Genomic DNA, 21,329 nt, shown 5'->3' with positions numbered 1-21,329 from the left:
TAAGCTTTAGGTATAAACAATAACTACCTTTGGTTACCTATATGATAAAATTTTTACTTTCATACTTTAAACTTTTCTTCAATCCATTTAATAATTGTTCGTCATTCCTTGCTTTCCTACTACCCTTACATTCCTCATTTTGTATATTATAAATTTCCCTTGTATTATCCTTTCTACTATCTCTATACCTCTCCCAAAACTTTAAAAAATCCTTTGGATAACTGCAAAGCCCTCTTAAATAATCAAAGCTGTTAAATGATAGGTGTGATCCATGTACAAATAACTTTATTAGTTCTTCCTCATCTATATTAATTTCCTTTCTTTGTAGTTTCTTAATATAATTATATAAGTCTTCTTCTACTAAGTTATATGTCATACCTTTTATTGTACACACTTCTATTTTTTCATTATTTTTTCTTAAATTACTTTTATCAACTTTACCAAGGCAGATTTCTTCTCTATTCATACTACGTCTTATAACTCCAAAGTAGTCATGTTCATAAATATAATTTATAGCCTTATTAGCTTTTTCCAACATTATTTTTCCGTTTGATAATATGATATTCTCTATCTCATTTGTACATGTTTTACTAGATACATATGAATAATTCTTTTGTAGTTTTCTTATCTGCACTTTATAAGATTCCACTTCTCTGCCTATTGTGCTTTTAATTTTGCTTAGCCCTGTTAGATTACCGCCTAATAGCAATTTATGAAATTCTATAATTAAATCAACTTGAGAAACTATATCATTTCTTTGCATATTTTTATCATAACTAAAACCTTGTCCCATAATAGCTATTCCTTTTTTATTTAAATACTTATTAATCAATAATTCATCCATATTAATTTCCCCCACTAAAATAACTATCAATAAACTTTTCTCTAAATTCACAATCATTTAAGTACTTCTCTAACTTATTGATGAAAAATTCTTCTCCCCATGGTTGCTGTTCCCAATAAACCTGCAACCCTATTTGCCAGAAAGCCTGAGGAAATCTTATAAATTCTCTAATTATAGGTAGCTCTTCTTTTCTTATTTCTATTCTCTCACTATAGGCATTTAAAATTAGATTACATTTGTCGCTTTCCCATTTTCCATCTTTCATTGATCTTATTAATAAAGAAGATACGTCGTGTAGATGTGAATCTAATATGCAGTAATCAAAATCTATAATATTAATATTTTTCTTATTATCTATTAATATATTATGATGAGCATAGTCATGGTGGCAAAATCCCCTTGAAAGAACTTCCTTTTCCATAACCTTTACATAATTATTTTTTTGAAGACCTACTATACTCTTTTCTGCTCTATTTAATTCTTTTTCCATATTGTCCAAATACAATAAATCAAAATTTGATTTATATGCTTTTTGACTTATTCTATTTTTAAAATCCAGTATTTCTCTTCTCCTTGTCTCAAAAACATCTATCCATGAAAACCATCCAATCCTTGGTTTCATCTCTTTCTTCAATGTAAATCCTTTGCTGCATTCATGTAATTTTGCAAGCTCATTTGATACCATTGATAATTCTATTGGATTATCATAATTACTTACTCTCGATGGAATCCATTTTGTTAAGTACGCATACTTTCCGTTTATGTTACCATATTCTTTTTTTTCTCTATTCATAATAAATTCAGGAATATCCCCAAATCCATTTCTTTGTAAATGCTTCATTGCAGATAAGATAAAATAAAAATGAGAGAATTCATATTTAACTACTTTCAAACAATATCTCTCATCCTTTGTAATAACTTTATAACTATTTTTAACTTTTTCAATATCTTCTACATCTAAATTATAATTTTCTTCAATATAGCCTTTAATTTTAAGTATCTCCTTATTATTCTCCATAAACTTTTCCTACCAGCTATTATTTATTTTTATTATATGTGCTCAAATAATTTATTGTGATTTATATTCACAAAAATTAAAAACTAATAATATTCTGTATTATATATGTAATTTGTTGAGGTGTTCATATGAAAATTGCCATTGATGCTCGTAGTTCCACGTTACATCAAGGAACTGGAATTGGTACTTATACTAGTAATCTCATATCAGAGATTCTTTCTTTAGATTCGAATGATGAATTCACTCTATTTTGCTCTGGAAAATTTAACAAAGAATTCAATAAGGAAAATGTTAATATAATTTATTCTTCAGGTAGACATGGCGGTTTTTATGAAAGATATTATATACCTAATGCACTTAACAAGGTCCATGCTGACCTATATCATATTCCTCAAAACGGAATAGGACTCGATTTTGATACAAAAATACCAACTATAGTTACAATCCATGATCTAATCCCATATATAATGCCTGAAACTGTTGGCAAAGGATACCTAGAACGATTTTTAAATAATATGCCAAATATAATTTCTAATTCACGCGGCATTCTAACAGTTTCTGAATACTCTAAAAGAGATATATTGAAATTCTTTAGTTTTTATCCTGAAGAAAAAATATTTGTAACTCCACTTGCCGCTAATAATAATTTTAAACCTTTGGATAAGAATCAATGTAAGCTATACGTAAAAAACACATTTAAAGTTGATGATCCTTATATATTATATATAGGTGGGTTTAGTTTAAGGAAAAATGCCTTAGGATTAATTAAATCATTTTGTAAAGTTTATAAAGACTTGAATAAGCCTTATAAGTTATTGCTTGGGGGCCCTTTAAAAGATGAAGGTGAAAAGTTACTTTCATTTGTTCAAGAAAATAACTTACAAGACAAAGTTGTTTTTTGTGGATATATAGAAGATGATATTCTTCCTGTTCTTTATAGCGGGTGTGATGCATTTGTATACCCTTCCTTCTATGAAGGATTTGGCCTTCCTCCGCTTGAAGCAATGAGCTGTAAGGCACCAGTTATAACATCTTCTATAACTTCTATTCCAGAAGTAACTGGTGATAGTGCTATTTTGATAAATCCTTATAATATAGAAGAATTAGACAATGCCTTAGTTGATCTTTTGAATAATGAAACTTTAAAAGCTGAGCTTAGTGAAAAGGGATATCTAAGAAGCCTCAACTTTACTTGGAATAAGACTGCCAAGAATACCTTAAATGCCTATAGAAGTTTAATATCTTAGACTTTTATAATTATTTAAATCTTTAGTAATAAATTAAATGTGAATTCAGAGTGATATTTCAAATACTATTTAAAATAAATTCAGCATTATAAGAAACACATTACTGTTTTTCTTATAATGCTGATAATCTAAAACTATTTATATAAATTCTCATTATTAATTGGTATTTGCTCGAATCTCTTGCTTTATCTTTATATATTCATCGTAATTACTTATGATTGGAGTTTTTTCTTCTATATTACTTAATACTACAAGAGGACTTTTTCCAGTAAAATTTTTTACTGGCTCCTCAATATCTTTAGTATTATAAGTATATAAATAGCTTGAGAAAAACTTTCCTTCCTTAACATATTTAACAGCTTCCTTGTTGTTCGTTATTACGTAAGTTATAAATTTTTCAATTAGCTTATCATTCTCGCTGTTTTGGTTTAATATTAATAAATTATCTCCTTCTGATGAAAAAAACTTATTAGCCCCTGGTTTAAGGCTAGGCACGTTATTAACGCTCCACGTACAAGGAACATCTAATGCTGCTATTTCTTTCATTGCATTAATAGACGATATTCTTGCTAAGAATTCTCCTCCATTTTGTAAATTTAAAATATTATTATCCTCTAGTTTTTTCATCATAGCTTGAACTTCTGATTTAACTACATCTGTGCTTTTATCACCATCACTTAATGTTTCCATGGTTAATAGATCCATCAAATCTTCGTAATCTTGATCAGTTGCATTAATTATAAATATTTTTCCGTTACTTTTTTCATGAATATCTTTTCCAATCCTTATAATATCATCCCATGTATTCAGACTATCTCTTTCATATCCGTAACTTTTTAATAAATCTTCTCTGACATAGAAAGCTAATGGCCTAGATGTTAAAGGTATTCCTATGGAACTATCACCATATTTAACCTGAGCCACCCTATACTTAGAAAAATTCTTAGCATATTCGCTCAAGAGCTTATCATCCTTGTTATAATACTCATAGTTATCCAATTTTAGTTTATCAAAACTAAACCTATCTATCTGCGCTATACTAGAAATCTTTGATTTCGTACTTCCTTCTGAATTATTATTAACTATCTGATTGTAATTTTCTAACTTCTTTACACTTATTGAAGTCCTATCATTCTCCTTCATAAAATTATTGGCGCACTCAACTAAGTACTCATAAGAATTCTCATTTACTAAGAGCTCTATATTTCCTCTAACTTGTTGCTCTTTATTCGGTTGAAATAGATTAATGCTTACTATTCCAATTAACAAAAGAACCGAAAATACAATAGCATATTTAATTTTATTTTTCATATTTATATACCTCTATTTAATAGAACTTATTTTTTCATGCACTTCTATTAATTCAACCGCTAAATCCTTCAAAACCATTGTAGTCATTAAGTGATCTTGAGCGTGAACTAAAAGCAAGGAGAATTCTATTTTCTCATTTACAGCTTCTCCCTGAATTAAACTTGTTTGAGAATTATGTGCATATCCTAATTCCTCATCAGCTTTTATTATTAACCCTTTTGCTTTATCAAAATTTCCTTGTTTAGCTAAAGTAATTGCTTCCATAGAAAAAGTTCGTGCTTCCCCGCTGTGCATTATTATATTTAATATTATTTCCTCCATAAATTATCCCCTTCTCCATTTAGATATCAAAAAACTATTAAATTAAGATACCTTACCCTTATAATCTTTAATTTTACTACTTTTCCTTAAAGTTTTAAAGAATATTATTTTGATGCAATAAAAACTAGAATTGATAACATTAAATTTATCAATTCTAGTTTTAACACTCAAATATATTTAATTTCTATTTAGAAGGATTTTAATTAGATTTTTCTTCTAATACAACTGACAAATCAATAGTTTTCTTATCTCTAATTACTTCTATCTTCATAGTATCCCCAGCATTCTTACTTTCCTTTATTGTCTTAAGTTCATCGAATGTCTTAGCTTCTTTTCCGTCGCATTTAACAATTATATCTCCAATCTTAAGACCACCTTTTTCAGCCGGTGAATACTCTTCAACAGAAGATACATATATTCCTTCTACCAAATCGTATTTCTTAGCAGTAGCGCTGTCAATTTCTCTTATCTGAATTCCTAGATTTAATATAGGTTTTGATAAAGCATCTATCTTATTCTTAACTTCATTTATAGGTATTGCAAACCCTATACCTTCAACTGGTGTTGATGATCCCGATGCATCAGAACCTATCTTCATAGAATTTATTCCTATAACTTGCCCTTTAGCATTCACTAATGGACCTCCACTATTTCCAGGATTAATAGCTGCATCTGTTTGAATGAAATCTACACTTTTTCCACTATCATCTATTGTTCTATTGCTTCCACTTATAACTCCCTTTGTAAGTGTCTGAGCAAAATTCTTTGAGAGAGGTGTTCCAATTGCTATAACCTCAGCTCCTGGATATACTTCATCAGAGTCTCCAAGTTCTGCAACAGCAGGAACTTTAGTTCCATCTTTTAATTTAAGCATTGCAACATCTCTATCTTGATCATAATTTACTACTGTTGCACTTACTTCAGTATTATTACTTAAAGTTACTGTAATTTCTTTAGCATTTGCAATTACGTGATAGTTAGTTAGTATATATCCTTCTTCATTTATAATGAACCCTGATCCCATCCCCTCAACTTCGCCGTTCATAAATCCACTGTTAGATGAACCTTTCGTCGAAACAATGACAACTGCTGGCGCAACTTTATTAAATGCATCTGCCGCTGACATTGCATCAGGAGTGCTTGATGTGAATGATTGCGGAATATAACTTGTTATTTGTTTAGTTGCAGCAACATTATTAGTTTTCATGAATGAATAAGTAGCAGCACTTCCAATTGCCCCTCCTACCATTGTAAGAACTAAAATTCCTGCAATCCTTCCTAGCATGCGCAGACCTCTTCTTTTCTTTCTCTTCGGATCTACATAATTATTACTATTTTGAAAACAATTTTCCCATGCAACTTGCTGACCTTTATCTACTGGTAATGACTCTACATCAATAAATTTTTCGTTATTATCATTATTATTCATGTATTTTTCCTCCTATATATCAATTCTCAACTTATATGACTAGTAATTAAACTATACAAATTCGTTCTTATAAAGTATATTAGAATACTTTAAATATCTACTAGTATTATCTTTATAGTGTTAGTATAGATTTATTATGTGTCAAACAAATGACAAGAATATATAATTTGATATAATTTTTTATGAATTTTAGCCCAATAGAAGCTTTATTTCTTAATTATTCAATAATACTTAATATTTAATAAAATATACATATTTATTAGCATCAAGATTTTTTAGCTGCCTTCTTAGCATCTTTTAATACACTATTAACGCCGGTAACTACTGAGTCAGGATCTAATACAGACATTGGAGATCCCTCTATTTCCTCTTTATATATAGTTGTTACTGTTGTATTACCAATCTTTTTAACAGGATCATCTTCATTATTAGTTATTAAATATAATGGCTTATTTCCTAGTAGTTCATTAGTTTGACTATTCGAAATGCCTTTATATAAATTTTCTAGTTCGTTTGAAACTGCCTGTTTATAATTTTTCTTATTTTCAAAACTCTGAAATTCATCTAATTCATTCTGATTTAAATACTTCTTAAACGTATCATTTTCCATAGTTAACCCTGCTTTATTTAGCAATGCAGTCAAACTAAAATTCGTACCCATTTTCTCAAATATACTTCTATAATATTTGGACTTAATACTATTCTTAAATTCCTTAGTTTGAATATTTTCCTCTGATATTGGGTTAATTAACACAACTCCTGCTACTGAATCTGAATATAAATTGGCAAAATTACTAAGAACCAGACTACCGTACTCCTCTCCAACTAAAACGTATGGCTCTGGTGCTCCAGCTTTTCTAAGCAATGCTTTCAAATCCTTAGCCTGCTCTTCTGGCGTTCTATTATCCCCGCCATCATTAAATCCATATCCTTCTCTATTATATGTAAAGGTAGATATCTTCTTCTCCTCTAATGACTTACAAACATCATCCCACTCATACATTGTAGTTCCAATTGATCCATCAAATACTACAGTATAATCTCCACCAGTCTTAAGCTTATACTCCATTTTACGTCCATCTATTCTGACATACTTAAATCTAGATTTTAATCTTGTATTATCTACAAAGTCATTTAAAATTTGCACTAAAAAACCAAAGATAAATAATCCCACAAAAAAGATAACACATTTTTTTAAAATGCTCCTTTTGCTGGTTTTATCTTTCTCAACCTTATGTACTCCATTAGAATGTGATAACAGCTTCATACCTAGACTCTACCTCTCCCCTAGTTTTAAGTTAGGTTTTGCATTTATATTTAAATCTGATACTGCTCCCTCTTGATAGTTGAAATATGCTGCACTTCCTATCATTGCTGCATTATCTGTACACAATATAGGTGATGGGAATAGAATTTCAATCCCTTTTTTTCTACCTTCCTCTAGCAAAGTTTCTCTTAAACAAGAATTCGATGCAACACCACCTGCCACTGCAATCTTTTTTATTCCTTTTCTTTCACAGGTTAAGAATAGATTGGTCTTTAATACATCTATTATCGCATTTTGAAATGACGCTGCAATATCAGCTTTATTTATCTCTTCTTCTTTCATTTTTGCCTTATTTAAATAATTCAACACAGCTGATTTAACTCCACTAAAAGAAAAATCTAATGTATCATCCTGAAACTTAGCTCTTGGAAATTCTATTGCATCCTTATTTCCTTTCTTAGCTAGCTTATCTATTTTGGGTCCGCCCGGATATCCAAGTTCTAATGCTCTTGCCACCTTATCATAAGCTTCTCCTGCCGCATCATCTCTTGTTTGGCCAATAACCTCAAAATCCCTATATCCTTTTACATGCACAATAAAAGTATGTCCTCCTGAAACCACTAGTGAGACAAAAGGTGGCTTTAAATCTTTATGCTCAATAAAATTAGCACTAATATGTCCTTGTATATGATTAACCCCAATTAAAGGCTTTTTAGAACCTAATGCCAATCCTTTTGCGTATTGAAGCCCAACCAAAAGTGCCCCAACAAGTCCTGGTCCATACGTAACTCCTATTGCGTCAACATCATCTATTGAAATTCCTGCTTCTAATAATGCGGCTTTTACAACACTATCTACTGCCTCAATATGCATTCTCGATGCAACCTCTGGAACCACTCCTCCAAATTTTTTATGAGTATCAATTTGTGAAGCAATTATATTTGATAAAACTTCTCTACCATTCACAACTACTGCAGCAGCAGTTTCATCACAACTTGATTCTATTGCTAAAATTATTTTTTTATTCATATCTAATACCTCTTTTTATTACAATTCAAATAAAATTATTTATTCTGATCTATCTAAATAAGCTGATTAAGCCTATTTATAACTTAATTTTAACTAATCTAACAAGAGAAAACTTTGATATATTAGTTAAAATTAAGAACTAGATAAATTAAATACTTTACTATAACATTATTTAATTTATCTAAATCTATTTTATCTTAAAAAAAAGATAAAATCTCGTATTTATATATTGTTTAATATCTTCTTAATATTTATGAAATCATATCTTTTCAATGCGCAAACTATTCTATATTTTAATTACTAAAATATTATACTTTATCTATACAATATTATCAAAGTTCAATTTTTCTAGTTATACAAATGCACTTAACATATATCTTATTCTCACAATTTCATTGTAATATTAACTTGTTGTATAAAAGGTACATATGATGTATATTTGAGATAACAAATATACTTTCACGAGGAGAATTTAAATGTCTAACTATGCTAAAGTTATAATTAAAGGATCACCTATTACAAAATCCAATTTTAAGTTACACAATCTAAATGGACGTGCAATCCTACCACATAGCTCTGGAAAATATCATGATAGGTATGCTCTATACGAACAGGAAATAGCACTTCTTGCAAGAAATCAAAATCCTGATGTTGTTTTTTCTGAAAGTCTAATAGCTTTACTAAGAGTATATTATAAAAGTGAAAAGCGTCATCCAGATACCATTAATATTACAAAAAGTATATTTGATGGCATTGAAAAAAGTGGATTAATTATAAATGATGCTCAGATAACCAAAATCTTTACAGAAGAATATTATGATAAAGAGAATCCAAGATTTGAACTAGAACTCTTTGCTGAAAGTGAATATGATTTTAGCTATAAAGTTATCAAAAGAACTACTTCCTTAAAACCTAAATTATATTCTCCAATAAGAAAAAATATACTATCTGATAAAACTAGTAGTTCTGCAACTGATTATCAAAAAGATAAACTTGATTGCAATGCTGAAAATAAACGTGATAAAAAATCAAAAAAAAACTCGTCTAACTCATTAATGTCTAGCGAAATGATTATATGTAACATCTGCAATAAAGCCATTATTTCAGATGATTATGTAAAAGCCGATTCAGGAAAAACATTAATATGTAAAAGGTGCTTTAACAAACTATTCTAATTACATAAAAGGAGTCTATATATGAATAATAAGCTTGATATCATTTTCTTTGGAGACAGCCTAACTTTAGGATATGGGGTAACTAAACAAAATTCTTGGGTTTACAAACTTACGCAAGAACGCTCCCTTTCATCATTAAATAAAGCCTGTAATGGTGATACTACCACTTCAATGCTTACTCGCTATAATGATGATGTTTTAATTTATTCTCCATCGAAAATTTTTATAATGGGAGGTAGCAATGATCTTCTTCTAGGACGCAAAATTCCTTTTATAATTAGTAATATTGGAATAATGATTAATGATGGACTAAATATAGGCTCAAAAGTGACTTTAGGAATTCCCCCTAAGATTATTGGCCAAATGGCAAATTCGCTTTTTTCTCCTTCGCATCTATATTCTTATGCAGAAAAAGAACTTCAATATTTAAAGGATGAACTCATTAAATTATCTAATAAATACAATCTTCAATTTATCAATTTCTACGATTTGACATTTAATAGGGATGATATTTATTTAGATGGAATTCACATGAATTCACTTGGCCATCACCTAATGTATGAAAATGCTCTCAATTATTTTTAAACCATATTATTCTGTGAACTAATTAGCAGTAATTTTAGCTTTTATTATATTACTGCTAATATATCTCTACCTAACTTCTACATGCTTTCCTTTACAAATCTAGCCGCAATAATTCCACATTGTATACCATCAGTTTCTTCCATCCAAAACGCATTTTCTCCGTATATAACATTTCCACAAGCAAAAAAACCCTCTAAAGATGTTGCAAAGTCTACTACTTCAAATCCAGATGTCTTAGAATTTATATCAAAACTTGTTTTTTTAATTACGGTTGTTTCTGGCAAGAAATTAACTGATAATAGAAGTGAATCACATTCCTTTTCTATTATTTCTTCATTCTCTAAATTAACTATTTTTAGCTTCTCAATTCGCGTTTTCCCTTCAATTTCTGTTACTCTAGAATTCTCTATTACTGGTATATCAAAGCCATCAACAATATCTCGTATTTCCGAATTAGCCATTTCTTCAAATGTATTCTCAATGACAACCGCTTCTATATTTCCACCTTCTACTATAAGCCTTCTTGCAACTATGAATCCCCATTTATTTTTCGCTATAATCACAGTCCTTCTTCCTGGTAGATATCCATCTAAATTAATTATTTTATGAGCCTCTCCTACAGTGAATATTCCTGTAAGTCCATTGGTAGGAATTATAACATTTCCTGAATATGTTTCTTTTGCTCCCATAGCAAATATTATCGCTTGAGCGGTTAAATCTTTAATACCATCTCTAGAATTTACATATGTAACTTTTTTTCCTTCAGTTACTTCTAAAACTGTAGTATCTAAAAGTATTTCTATTTCAAATTCTCCTAACTGCCTTTCTATAAAATCAATATACTCTGGGCCGGTCACTGGATCATCTAGAAAGTTTTTTCCAAAACCATTATGAACACATTGATTGATTATTCCCCCAACGTTAGACTCCTTTTCAATAATTAGTATTTTTGTTATTCCCTCTCTTGCAGCTCCAAGTGCAGCTGTCATTCCCGCTATTCCTGCCCCAATAATAATTAATTCATAATCTGGCATTATAATATCCTCCACCATTAATTCCTAAAGCTTTATTAATTTCTTTGCTTTCTTCATTGCAACTACCATATCATACATGCTTGCTATTTCTCCAAAAGTTATTTGTTCTGTTAATTTATAATAATCCAAGGATGTATCACTTATTAAAAGTTTAACGCCCTTTTTATATAACATTCTTATATCTTCTATAGCCTTAGAATCCCTTTTAAACAACTTAACCCCTGAATTTAAGAATAAAATTTCTTTTGGAAGTTTATCATACTCATTTAATGCTTCGAAATATTCACTCATTAAAGTTATTCCTAAATCATCATTTCCCTCACCAATTTTATCTCTTGTTATTAATATAGAAAAAATTTCTTCCTCATCTTCTGATTCTAGGCATCCTCTCTTTTCCATCTTTATTAAAAATCTATTTTTTTCATCCTCTATATCTATTTTATATCCTTTATGCGCTGCATACCTTATAACATTTGACCGCCCTAATTCATTGTTTACTACTACAACAGCTTCCCCTTCTCCAATTGAATTAAAATACTTCTTAACTTCTCTTATTATTTGTAGATATGATAATCCTCTGCAATCTATTTCTTTCATATGTTTGACCCCTTTATAATTATTTTAATCTATAATTAATATATCAAATTTTTCAATCGATTTCTTAACTAATATATAACTTAATTTAAAAATATATTAAATTAAGTTATTATAAGTCTATTATATAAGTTTTCCCACATTAATAGTATACCATGCTAATTTTTATATATAGTTTTTTATTCACAAATTATTTACCTTTTAATTACTAATATATCATTAATTTATATTTGTTTAATCCATAAATTTATGTATACTATAATGTAGTGATATATTGAATTGAGGTGAAATCATGAGTTCTTCTAACTCATATGTTGTTAATTTTTTTAAAAATAGCTTAGAAAATAATATAAAAAAAGATAAGGTTATAAGATTAATTTTCTTTCTAATAGCTCTTGTCTCTATAGTATTAAAAGGGATTATATTTCAAGGATTTGTTACGAGCAAAGATCCATATACATTTAGTTTTTCTACTGGCTATGAATCTGCTAGTTCTTTCTTAAATTATTATGTGGCCTTTACTTTAATATTCTTAAGTTTCTCATTATTATTTAAAGGTAAAGGTAGAATAATCTATACTCTAGTAATCGATTTTTCTTTAACACTATTAATATTAATTGATGTATGGTATTTTAGAGGTTTTTTAACTGTTCCATCTGCGTTAATATTAACTCAAACTGCTAATTTAGATAATATGTCTGGAAGTATATTATCAATGACCAGCAATTTAGATTTTATATTTGTATTTGATTTTATAATACTAGGTATATATGCTTACATAACTAGAAAATCATTTACTCAAGTACATAAACGAGCATTTAAAACATTCTTTTGTACTTTTGTTTTGCCAATATTATTTATAATTTATGTACCTATCAGTATAACTGTATTCAATAATACAGATGTTCATAATGCTTACTTATTCAGTAATTATGATAAGTCAAATACTGCCAAATACTTTTCTCCTATTGGATATCATATTATGGATTGTTATACAGTTTATAAAGATTCTAAACCATATAAATTAACAGATCAAGATAAAGCTTATATAAATGAGTTATTTGAAATAAAAAAAGAGAACCTTCCAGATAACGAGTACCTTGGCATGGCAAAAGGAAAAAATTTAATTTATATTCAAGTTGAGTCTTTAGAAAACTTTGTTATCGGAAAAACAGTTAATGGAAAAGAAATAACACCTAATTTGAATAAATTAGTACAAAAATCATTGTACTTCCCTAATACCTTTGAGCAAGTAAACGAAGGGACAAGCTCCGATGCTGATTTAATGGTTAATACTTCAATGTTGCCTTTAAGACAAGGAAGTACATTCTTTAGATATCCAAATACTAATTATAATTCCTTACCAAATTTATTAGAAGGTGAAGGCTATGCTACTTCTGCTATTCATCCTGATAAAGGTTCTTTTTGGAATTATAAAAATGGATTGCTTGGAATAGGCTTTGATAAATTTACTGATTACTACTCATTTAATGTTGATGAACAAATTGGCCTTGGTATAAGTGACAAAAGATACTTCGAGCAAGTTGTTCCTATGTTAAAAGAATTAAAGCAGCCATTCTACGCTGAAACTGTAACATTGACAAGCCATGGTCCATTTGATCTTCCAGAAAAGTACAGAGAACTTGGACTTGATCCTGAATTAAATGAAAGTAAACTTGGTGGGTATTTTGAAAGTCTTCACTATACAGATAAACAAATAGGTTATTTTATTGATCAATTAGATAAAGAAGGATTACTTAAAAATAGCATTATAGCAATAATGGGTGACCATACAGGAATTCATAAATATTATGACGATAGCATTGGGCAACTATCTCATAAAGAAGATTGGTATCTAAATACAGGAAATCCGACTGTTCCATTTATTATCTATAATCCATCTACAAATGAAGGAAAAACATTTGATAAAATGTATAATGGCGAGGTTGATGTAATGCCAACACTCTTATATTTACTTGGAGTCGATAAAGATAAGTATGAGAACACTGCTTTAGGTAGAAACTTATTAAATACAAATAAATCTTTTGCCGTAATAACTAATGGAACACTTAAAGGTGGGGAAAACTTAACAGATAAAGAAAAAGATATTTATAAAAAATCATTAGATCTTTCGGATAAAATGATACGTGCAAATTATGCTCATAATTCTAATTAGATAATGATATTTTAACTATAGTAAAGAGATGGTCAAATAAAATTCGACCATCTCTTTTATTTTTTCTTAATTTTTTTTATCTCTTCTTTTAATCTATCTAGTGAATGTTGATACTTCAAAGACTTTATATTTGGAAATGCTTTAATTATTCGTTTATTCACGGCCTTATTGTTTAAAACCAAATTTTCTAATTTAAATTTTAGCTTGCTAATTTGTTCTTTCGCATGAATAACTTTTTCACTTTCCTGTTCTATCAAGCCATCAAATCTGCTTAAATTTTGTTGTAGGACCACTTTATAGCTTTCAGTTTTTTCTCTTATCTCATCAAATAAAGCGCTCATTTCTTTGAGTTTTCCACCTAATTTCAAAACTTTAACTGTTGTAGTTATCCCATCTGTTAATAAATATAAGAGTGAAATATTACAAATCCACATAGAAACCTTTAGTGATATGTGACTAACTAAGTCTATTATAATTGGATTAACAACTTTTATTGTGATTAGAGATAAAAGACCAAATAACACTGAATTTAATAGACATACTCTGCCCTTTATATTAAATTTATAGCCTGAATAATCCCACCATTTAAGATTAAATATTGTTTCTAGCAAAAAACCTGTTAAATACTCTAATATGCTTGTAAAAATCATTGCACTCAAGAATAAAATTATAATATTATCTGAAAATGGAGCCAGCAATATAATTACTATAAGTGCACCTGATCCATAGATAGGGCAAAATGGTCCTTTTAAAAAACCTCTATTTACATACTCCATATCGATTATAGAGCAATATATAGTTTCACATATCCATCCAAGAAAGCTATAAATTATAAAAGAAAAAAGATAAATATAGATTATATTCATAACTATTTAACCTACCTTAGCATATCTATCAAATTAATAACAAAATTATTTTCCAGCTATTGAAAGTTCTTTCACAACAACTGACGGACATCCTATGCTACTCATCGGGAACTTTAAGTCACTTCCTACTTCCTCTATATCTTTCAGTAATGTAAAGAAATTTCCTGCAACTGTAATTTGTTCTACCGGAAAGCTCTTCTTTCCATTTTCAATCATAAATCCTTTAGCTGCTAAAGAAAAATCTCCAGTTACAGCACTAGCTCCAGAGTGAAGGCCTGCAAAATCTGTAATTATTACACCTTCTTTAACTTCATTGCAAAGTTCTTCAAAAGATTTATTACCTGGATTTATATAAAAATTTGTGGCACTAACACCTACTATTGATGCATACGAAGCCTTGAATCCATTTCCTGTAGATTTAATTCCTGCCTTATGCGCAGTTTTTATATTATATAATAATGTATTCAATTTTCCTTTAGATATTATCTCTTTTTTGATAGTTGCTACTCCTTCATCATCAAATGAAGTTGTTCCAAGCCCATCCTTTAAGTGAGGATCATCAATTAGAGTCACTACATCTGATGCTATAATTTCCCCTTCTTTTCCTTTCAGCAAAGATAACCCTTTTTGTGCTTGCTCTGCATTAAAAATTCCTGAAAAAGTTCCAAGCAGTGATACCATGGCCTCGTTATTTATAATTATCTTATATTTGCCTGACGGAATACTTTTTCCACCAATTCTTGAAAGCGCTTCTTCAAGACCTTGCTTAGCTAAACTTTCTGGATTTATGTCATCTATCTTTTTAGCCATAACATATCCTGTTCCATCATACTTTTCACTATTATCTTGTATTATTGGAACGACATATGCACTTAGATTATTCCTTTCATTTTTCAAATTAAGTCCCTTTGAATTTATTATTCCATAAGTAGCTTTACCATATCCAATTCCACAACCTTGGAAACTTACAACTTTATCACATTGTTTTTTACATTCCTTTTCTATTTCTAAAGAAAGAGCTATAAGCTCATCAGGCTTAATATTATCCAAATCTTTTTTGTAACAGTCTAATTCTTTATATTCCTTATCCCCTTCATATATAAACTGTTCATCATCATTTTCTATAGCAAATGCCGCTTCCTTTGCATTTCTTATAAGAGTTTTTATTGCTTCTTCATCTAATATTTCAGTATATGAATATCCCATTTTGTTATTGATTTTTCCTCTGAACGAAAGACCAAAGGCATTATTTAGTTTATATTTTTCAACTTCGCCTTCATAAATACTTAAACTTAAACTTTCAGCATCAGAATAATATATTTCAAACTCTTCAAAGCCTGAATTCTTAGCTTCTTTAAATAATTCTTCTTTAAATAATTCAAAATCCATATTTATCTACCTCCAACAGTCATTTTCTTTACTCTAATCATAGGCTGACCTACGTTGGTAGGAATACTTCCTGATGATGAGCCACACATACCTTGAGCTACATCTAAATTATTTCCGACCATATCTATATCCATAAGTACTTCACTACCTTTACCAATAAGACTTGCTCCTCTTACCGGCTCCTGAATCACACCATTTTTAACTAAGTACCCTTCTTGAACTGCAAAATTAAACTCACCAGTTACAGGGTTAACCGATCCGCCTCCTAGCTTCTTTGCATATAATCCTTCTTCTATAGATTTAATGATATCATCCGGATTATCATTTCCAGCTGCTATATAGGTATTAGTCATTCTTGAAGTTGGTTGGAACTTGTAACTTTGTCTTCTTGAACTTCCTGTAGCCTCCATATTCATACGTCTTCCATTTAACTTATCAATCATATAACCTTTTAGAACACCATTTTCAATTAAAATATTTTTTTGTGTCTTATTACCCTCATCATCTATATTTAGCGATCCCCAAGCATTAGGTACAGTTCCATCATCTATAGCTGTTACCTTTATTGATGCGATTTTCTCACCTAATTTATTAGCAAAGACTGAATTTCCTTTAGCTACAGCACTGGCTTCTAAAGAGTGTCCACAAGCTTCGTGGAATATAACACCCCCAAACCCATTATCTATAGCAACAGTCATATTACCTGCTGGACAGTTCTTTGCATAAAGCATCGTATGAGCTATTCTCGCTGCTTCCTTTCCGTGATATTCTGGATCAACACTATCAAACATTTCAATTCCCATATGTCTTCCAGGTCCTTCAAATCCAGTTTGGTTTTCGCTTCCTTTTGATGCTATTGCACTTATGCCTAACCTTGTTCTTATTCTTGTATCTTGAACATATAAACCTTCAGTGTTCGCGATTAAAATATTTTGCTCTTTATCTGCATAACTCGTAATAACTTGAGAAATATCACTGTTATAATTCTTTGCTGCATTATACGCACTTTTTAAAATTGCTATTTTTCTATCGTATGCAACATCCTTAGGATAATACAATATTGGATGTATTGTAGATATACTCTTCTCAGTCAATACTATTGAATTTATTTCATTTTTATTTACATCACCTAAGGCTAAAGCTGCTCTATAGGCAGTGTCTAAAAGACCACTTAAGCTATTATTATTTGTATAAGCATATACACTGTTCAATCCCTTGAATATTCTTATTCCTATACCATAACTTCTTCCACCTATGGCATCATCTACTTTGCCGTCAATTAATGCTATAGAATTATTAATTGAATTTTCTTCAAATATCTCAGCAAAATCGCCACCAGTTACTAAGCACTTTGCTAATACCTCTGCTACAATATTTTTTGATAACATCTTATTCCTCCTTATTCCTAATATAAAGATAATTTTCAGTAATATTATAATTATATACATTCTATTATTAAGATTATTGTTATAAATTATAACCTTAGTGCTTCCATGTATGCAAATCTAATTATATATTAATAGTTTATCATTAATTATTCCTATTTCAATTAATTGATAAAAATAATATTTGTACCAATTATATAAAAAAACTATGTCATTTTTATTTATTTTAATTTATGTAACCAAAGTTTAGCTACATAAATTAAAATAAATGAAAATCAACATAGTCATATTAGGCTATTTCATAATTTTAAATTCATATCCTTGTTGTTTTAGATATTTGATTATTTCTGGCAATGCTCTTGCAGTTTCCTCTTTTCCATAAGTATCATGCATTAATATTATCGCTTTTTCTCTTCCTGATACAGTTTTTATAACTTCCTGTTTTAGCTGGTCTGCATTTTTATGTGCCCCTTCTGCATCTTGAGACAATGAATTCCAATCTATTTGATGATAGTCTTTTTCATGAAGAGCCTTATCCATTGCATCAGCCCCCGATGGGTCCTTCTTATCCCATGTCATTTGACCTCCTGGGAATCTAACAGCTCGTGTAGAAAAATCCTGTCCTAAAATGTTTTTCAAAGACTGATTAGTTTTTTCAAAATCAGAAATACAATTTTCTAAATTTATTTTTCCATTTGGATATAAATATCCATAATTATGTGAATAAGTATGATTACCTATTGCATTTCCTTCTGCAAATTCTCTTTTAACTATATTTCTATTAGTTTCACTTTCATCTATTGCTTTTCCCACAAGAAAAAAAGTAGCATGAACATTTTCTGCTTTAAGAGTATCTAAAACTTTTGGAGTCACAGTTTCTGATGGACCATCATCAAATGTTAAATAAACAACTTTCTTTCCATCAGCTCCATCAGGCATTTGACCCTTCATCTGCTGATTTAAATATTTTTCTATAAAAGCAACATCCTCTACTTCTGAACTTCCCGCTGAATTATATACGTTACTATCTGTCTGGTTTTTATCTCCTTCAGAATATGGATTTTCATTTGCATTAAGAGCTTCTGCTGTTTGCTTATTCATAACAAATTTTTGTAGCGTAATAGCGATTCCTATAATTATAGCTACACCTATTATCGTAAGTAAAATAGCAAATTTTCTTTTTTTTATACTTTTGAAATCTTCTTCACCAACTTCATCGATCTCAAATGGCCTTATATTATCACTAATATCATTGGTCTCAGAATTACCTTTATTGGTTTTAGAATTGTCATCTATCTCACTATTTTCAATAGATTCATCAGCTTCTTTTGCTTCATTAACCTCACTGGTTCCATTACTATAATTCATACTATTATTAATGTCATCGCTCATATTATAATACCTCTTATATTTCAATAGATTTTATTATTAATTATTCCGTAGTATCTAATTTAATTATTAATAAATTTCACATCCATATATAGTATAAGTTTTTACTCTATTTTATACAACAAAAAAAAGCCGATTTCTCGACTAAAAATTCTTTTATTATAAATATGGCTCCGCGAAGAGGACTCGAACCTCCAACCTATCGGTTAACAGCCGAGTGCTCCACCATTGAGCTATCGCGGAACGTCATTTGAAAGAATATAATGTTCTTTCAAAATTGCATATAATTTTAATGTATATTACAACTTGATTATATTGGTCAAGCCCTCGACCTATTAGTATCAGTCAGCTAAATATGTTACCATACTTACACCTCTGACCTATCAACCTTGTAGTCTTCAAGGGGTCTTACTAGCTTATGCTATGGGAAATCTCATCTTGAGGTGGGCTTCACACTTAGATGCTTTCAGCGTTTATCCCTTCCCGACTTAGCTACCCAGCTATGCTTCTGGCGAAACAACTGGTACACCATAGGTCAGTCCATCCCGGTCCTCTCGTACTAAGGACAGCTCCTCTCAAATTTCCTACGCCCGCGACGGATAGGGACCGAACTGTCTCACGACGTTCTGAACCCAGCTCGCGTGCCGCTTTAATGGGCGAACAGCCCAACCCTTGGGACCTACTTCAGCCCCAGGATGCGACGAGCCGACATCGAGGTGCCAAACCTCCCCGTCGATGTGAACTCTTGGGGGAGATCAGCCTGTTATCCCCGAGGTAGCTTTTATCCGTTGAGCGATGGCCCTCCCACGAGGTACCACCGGATCACTAAGCCCGACTTTCGTCCCTGCTCCACTTGTAGGTGTCGCAGTCAGGCTCCCTTCTGCCTTTACACTCTTCGAACGATTTCCGACCGTTCTGAGGGAACCTTTGGGCGCCTCCGTTACATTTTAGGAGGCGACCGCCCCAGTCAAACTGCCCACCTAACAATGTCCTGTCACCAGTTTCATGGCATCCAGTTAGAACTTCAATACTATCAGGGTGGTATCCCAACAACGACTCCACTAAGGCTGACGCCCTAGTTTCCCAATCTCCCACCTATCCTGTACAGACAATACCGAAATTCAATGCTAAGCTACAGTAAAGCTCTACGGGGTCTTTCCGTCCAATCGCGGGTAGCGAGCATCTTCACTCGCACTACAACTTCGCCGGATTTGCAGTTGAGACAGTGCACAAGTCATTACGCCATTCGTGCGGGTCAGAACTTACCTGACAAGGAATTTCGCTACCTTAGGACCGTTATAGTTACGGCCGCCGTTTACTGGGGCTTAAGTTCACACCTTCGCGTTACCACTAAGTGTTCCCCTTAACCTTCCAGCACCGGGCAGGCGTCAGCCCCTATACATCAGCTTTCGCTTTAGCAGAGACCTGTGTTTTTGTTAAACAGTTGCTTGTGCCTATTCTCTGCGGCCTGATTTCTCAGGCACCCCTTCTCCCGAAGTTACGGGGTCAATTTGCCTAGTTCCTTAACTGCAATTCTTCCGTCGGCCTTAGGATTCTCTCCTCATCTACCTGTGTCGGTTTGCGGTACGGGCACTACTTCTCTCTCTAGATGCTTTTCTTGGAAGCATGGAATCAGATACTTCGGTTCCGTAGAACCTTCCCCATCACGCCTCAGAATTATTGGAACGGATTTGCCAATCCCAACTCCCTAAACGCTTAGACTAGCATCCAATAGCTAGCACATCCTATCCTTCTCCGTCACACCATCGATAATAACGATTGTAGTGGTATTGGAATATCAACCAATTGTCCATCGACTACGCCTTTCGGCCTCGCCTTAGGTCCCGACTAACCCTGAGAAGACAAACTTTACTCAGGAAACCTTAGATATTCGGCCTGTAGGATTCTCGCCTACATCTCGCTACTAATGCCAACATTCTCACTCGTAATCAGTCCACCGCTCCTTACGGTACGACTTCAGCCCGATTACGACGCTCCTCTACCGCTCACGCTAATGCGTGAACCCGTAGCTTCGGTGGTAAGTTTGAGCCCCGGACATTTTCGGCGCAGGATCTCTTGACTAGTGAGCTATTACGCACTCTTTTAATGAGTGGCTGCTTCTAAGCCAACATCCTAGTTGTCTTAGAAATCCCACATCCTTTTCCACTTAACTTACACTTTGGGACCTTAGCTGACGATCTGGGCTGTTTCCCTTTTGACCATGGAACTTATCTTTCATAGTCTGACTGCCGGACTGATAGTATGTGGCA

At 31.3% G+C, this 21,329-nt stretch carries 17 protein-coding genes, 1 tRNA gene and 1 rRNA gene (1 of these 19 only partly in view); 4 read left to right on the top strand and 15 right to left on the bottom strand.

The genetic code is table 11. The annotated features are described in order from the left end of the window. Positions 1-37: 37 nt before the first annotated feature. Together KEC93_RS02185 and KEC93_RS02180 are read right to left on the bottom strand one after the other, a co-directional pair. Complete coding sequence (locus KEC93_RS02185) at positions 38-844, bottom strand: spore coat protein (RefSeq protein WP_077869022.1); 807 nt, start codon at positions 842-844, stop codon at positions 38-40. Position 845: 1 nt separating this feature from the next. Further along, positions 846-1,862, bottom strand: a complete 1,017-nt coding sequence (locus KEC93_RS02180; protein WP_017210071.1) for a CotS family spore coat protein — start codon at positions 1,860-1,862, stop codon at positions 846-848. 128 nt (positions 1,863-1,990) lie between these two features. Between KEC93_RS02180 and KEC93_RS02175 the strand changes: the two genes are divergently transcribed. Continuing rightward, entirely contained in the window at positions 1,991-3,109 is a 1,119-nt protein-coding gene (locus KEC93_RS02175) for a glycosyltransferase family 4 protein (RefSeq protein WP_023974834.1), read from the top strand. A gap of 156 nt (positions 3,110-3,265) precedes the next feature. On the opposite strand, the gene KEC93_RS02170 is transcribed toward KEC93_RS02175, so the two are convergent. From KEC93_RS02170 to tsaD, 5 genes are all read right to left on the bottom strand, one after another. Next, on the bottom strand, positions 3,266-4,420 hold the full coding sequence (locus KEC93_RS02170; protein WP_017210069.1) for an ABC transporter substrate-binding protein: 1,155 nt from the start codon (positions 4,418-4,420) through the stop codon (positions 3,266-3,268). Positions 4,421-4,432: 12 nt separating this feature from the next. Next, positions 4,433-4,741: a PTS sugar transporter subunit IIA gene (locus KEC93_RS02165; protein WP_011967729.1), complete on the bottom strand. Its 309-nt coding sequence runs from the start codon at positions 4,739-4,741 to the stop codon at positions 4,433-4,435. A gap of 199 nt (positions 4,742-4,940) precedes the next feature. Continuing rightward, entirely contained in the window at positions 4,941-6,170 is a 1,230-nt protein-coding gene (locus tag KEC93_RS02160) for a S1C family serine protease (protein ID WP_077869023.1), read from the bottom strand. A 265-nt stretch (positions 6,171-6,435) separates the two neighbouring features. Then, complete coding sequence (locus tag KEC93_RS02155; RefSeq protein WP_077829975.1) at positions 6,436-7,437, bottom strand: alpha/beta fold hydrolase; 1,002 nt, start codon at positions 7,435-7,437, stop codon at positions 6,436-6,438. 9 nt (positions 7,438-7,446) lie between these two features. Then, a complete protein-coding gene (gene tsaD / locus KEC93_RS02150; protein WP_077869024.1) occupies positions 7,447-8,466 on the bottom strand; it encodes a tRNA (adenosine(37)-N6)-threonylcarbamoyltransferase complex transferase subunit TsaD in 1,020 nt (339 codons plus the stop codon). Positions 8,467-8,942: 476 nt separating this feature from the next. Here tsaD and KEC93_RS02145 point away from each other — a divergent pair, with 476 nt between their 5' ends. Beyond that, positions 8,943-9,641 (top strand): RusA family crossover junction endodeoxyribonuclease, encoded by a 699-nt coding sequence (locus tag KEC93_RS02145; protein WP_077869025.1) that lies wholly within the window; start codon positions 8,943-8,945, stop codon positions 9,639-9,641. A gap of 21 nt (positions 9,642-9,662) precedes the next feature. Next, positions 9,663-10,226 (top strand): GDSL-type esterase/lipase family protein, encoded by a 564-nt coding sequence (locus tag KEC93_RS02140; protein WP_077869026.1) that lies wholly within the window; start codon positions 9,663-9,665, stop codon positions 10,224-10,226. Between the two features lie 77 nt (positions 10,227-10,303). On the opposite strand, the gene KEC93_RS02135 is transcribed toward KEC93_RS02140, so the two are convergent. Both KEC93_RS02135 and yedF read right to left on the bottom strand, forming a co-directional pair. Further along, the gene (locus KEC93_RS02135) at positions 10,304-11,260 is read right to left on the bottom strand and encodes an NAD(P)/FAD-dependent oxidoreductase (RefSeq protein WP_077869027.1); all 957 of its coding nucleotides are present in this window, start codon (positions 11,258-11,260) and stop codon (positions 10,304-10,306) included. 24 nt (positions 11,261-11,284) lie between these two features. Continuing rightward, a complete protein-coding gene (gene yedF, locus KEC93_RS02130; protein WP_023974827.1) occupies positions 11,285-11,857 on the bottom strand; it encodes a sulfurtransferase-like selenium metabolism protein YedF in 573 nt (190 codons plus the stop codon). A gap of 289 nt (positions 11,858-12,146) precedes the next feature. On the opposite strand from yedF, the gene KEC93_RS02125 reads away from it, so the two are divergent. Beyond that, complete coding sequence (locus KEC93_RS02125) at positions 12,147-14,030, top strand: LTA synthase family protein (protein WP_077869028.1); 1,884 nt, start codon at positions 12,147-12,149, stop codon at positions 14,028-14,030. A 56-nt stretch (positions 14,031-14,086) separates the two neighbouring features. Here the strand turns inward: KEC93_RS02125 and KEC93_RS02120 are convergent, their stop codons facing one another. From KEC93_RS02120 to KEC93_RS02095, 6 genes are all read right to left on the bottom strand, one after another. After that, complete coding sequence (locus tag KEC93_RS02120) at positions 14,087-14,896, bottom strand: putative ABC transporter permease (protein WP_077869029.1); 810 nt, start codon at positions 14,894-14,896, stop codon at positions 14,087-14,089. A 45-nt stretch (positions 14,897-14,941) separates the two neighbouring features. Beyond that, on the bottom strand, positions 14,942-16,285 hold the full coding sequence (locus tag KEC93_RS02115) for a TldD/PmbA family protein (protein ID WP_077869030.1): 1,344 nt from the start codon (positions 16,283-16,285) through the stop codon (positions 14,942-14,944). Between the two features lie 2 nt (positions 16,286-16,287). Further along, positions 16,288-17,673 (bottom strand): TldD/PmbA family protein, encoded by a 1,386-nt coding sequence (locus KEC93_RS02110; protein WP_023974823.1) that lies wholly within the window; start codon positions 17,671-17,673, stop codon positions 16,288-16,290. A 291-nt stretch (positions 17,674-17,964) separates the two neighbouring features. Beyond that, a complete protein-coding gene (locus tag KEC93_RS02105; RefSeq protein ID WP_023974822.1) occupies positions 17,965-19,062 on the bottom strand; it encodes a polysaccharide deacetylase family protein in 1,098 nt (365 codons plus the stop codon). A 165-nt stretch (positions 19,063-19,227) separates the two neighbouring features. Next, positions 19,228-19,302 (bottom strand) — tRNA-Asn (locus KEC93_RS02100). Positions 19,303-19,374: 72 nt separating this feature from the next. Continuing rightward, a 23S ribosomal RNA gene (locus KEC93_RS02095) occupies positions 19,375-21,329 on the bottom strand; it runs 955 nt beyond the window's last position.

This window comes from Clostridium beijerinckii (assembly GCF_018223745.1).
Taxonomy (GTDB): domain Bacteria; phylum Bacillota; class Clostridia; order Clostridiales; family Clostridiaceae; genus Clostridium; species Clostridium beijerinckii.
This window is presented reverse-complemented; position numbering and strand designations above follow the sequence as displayed.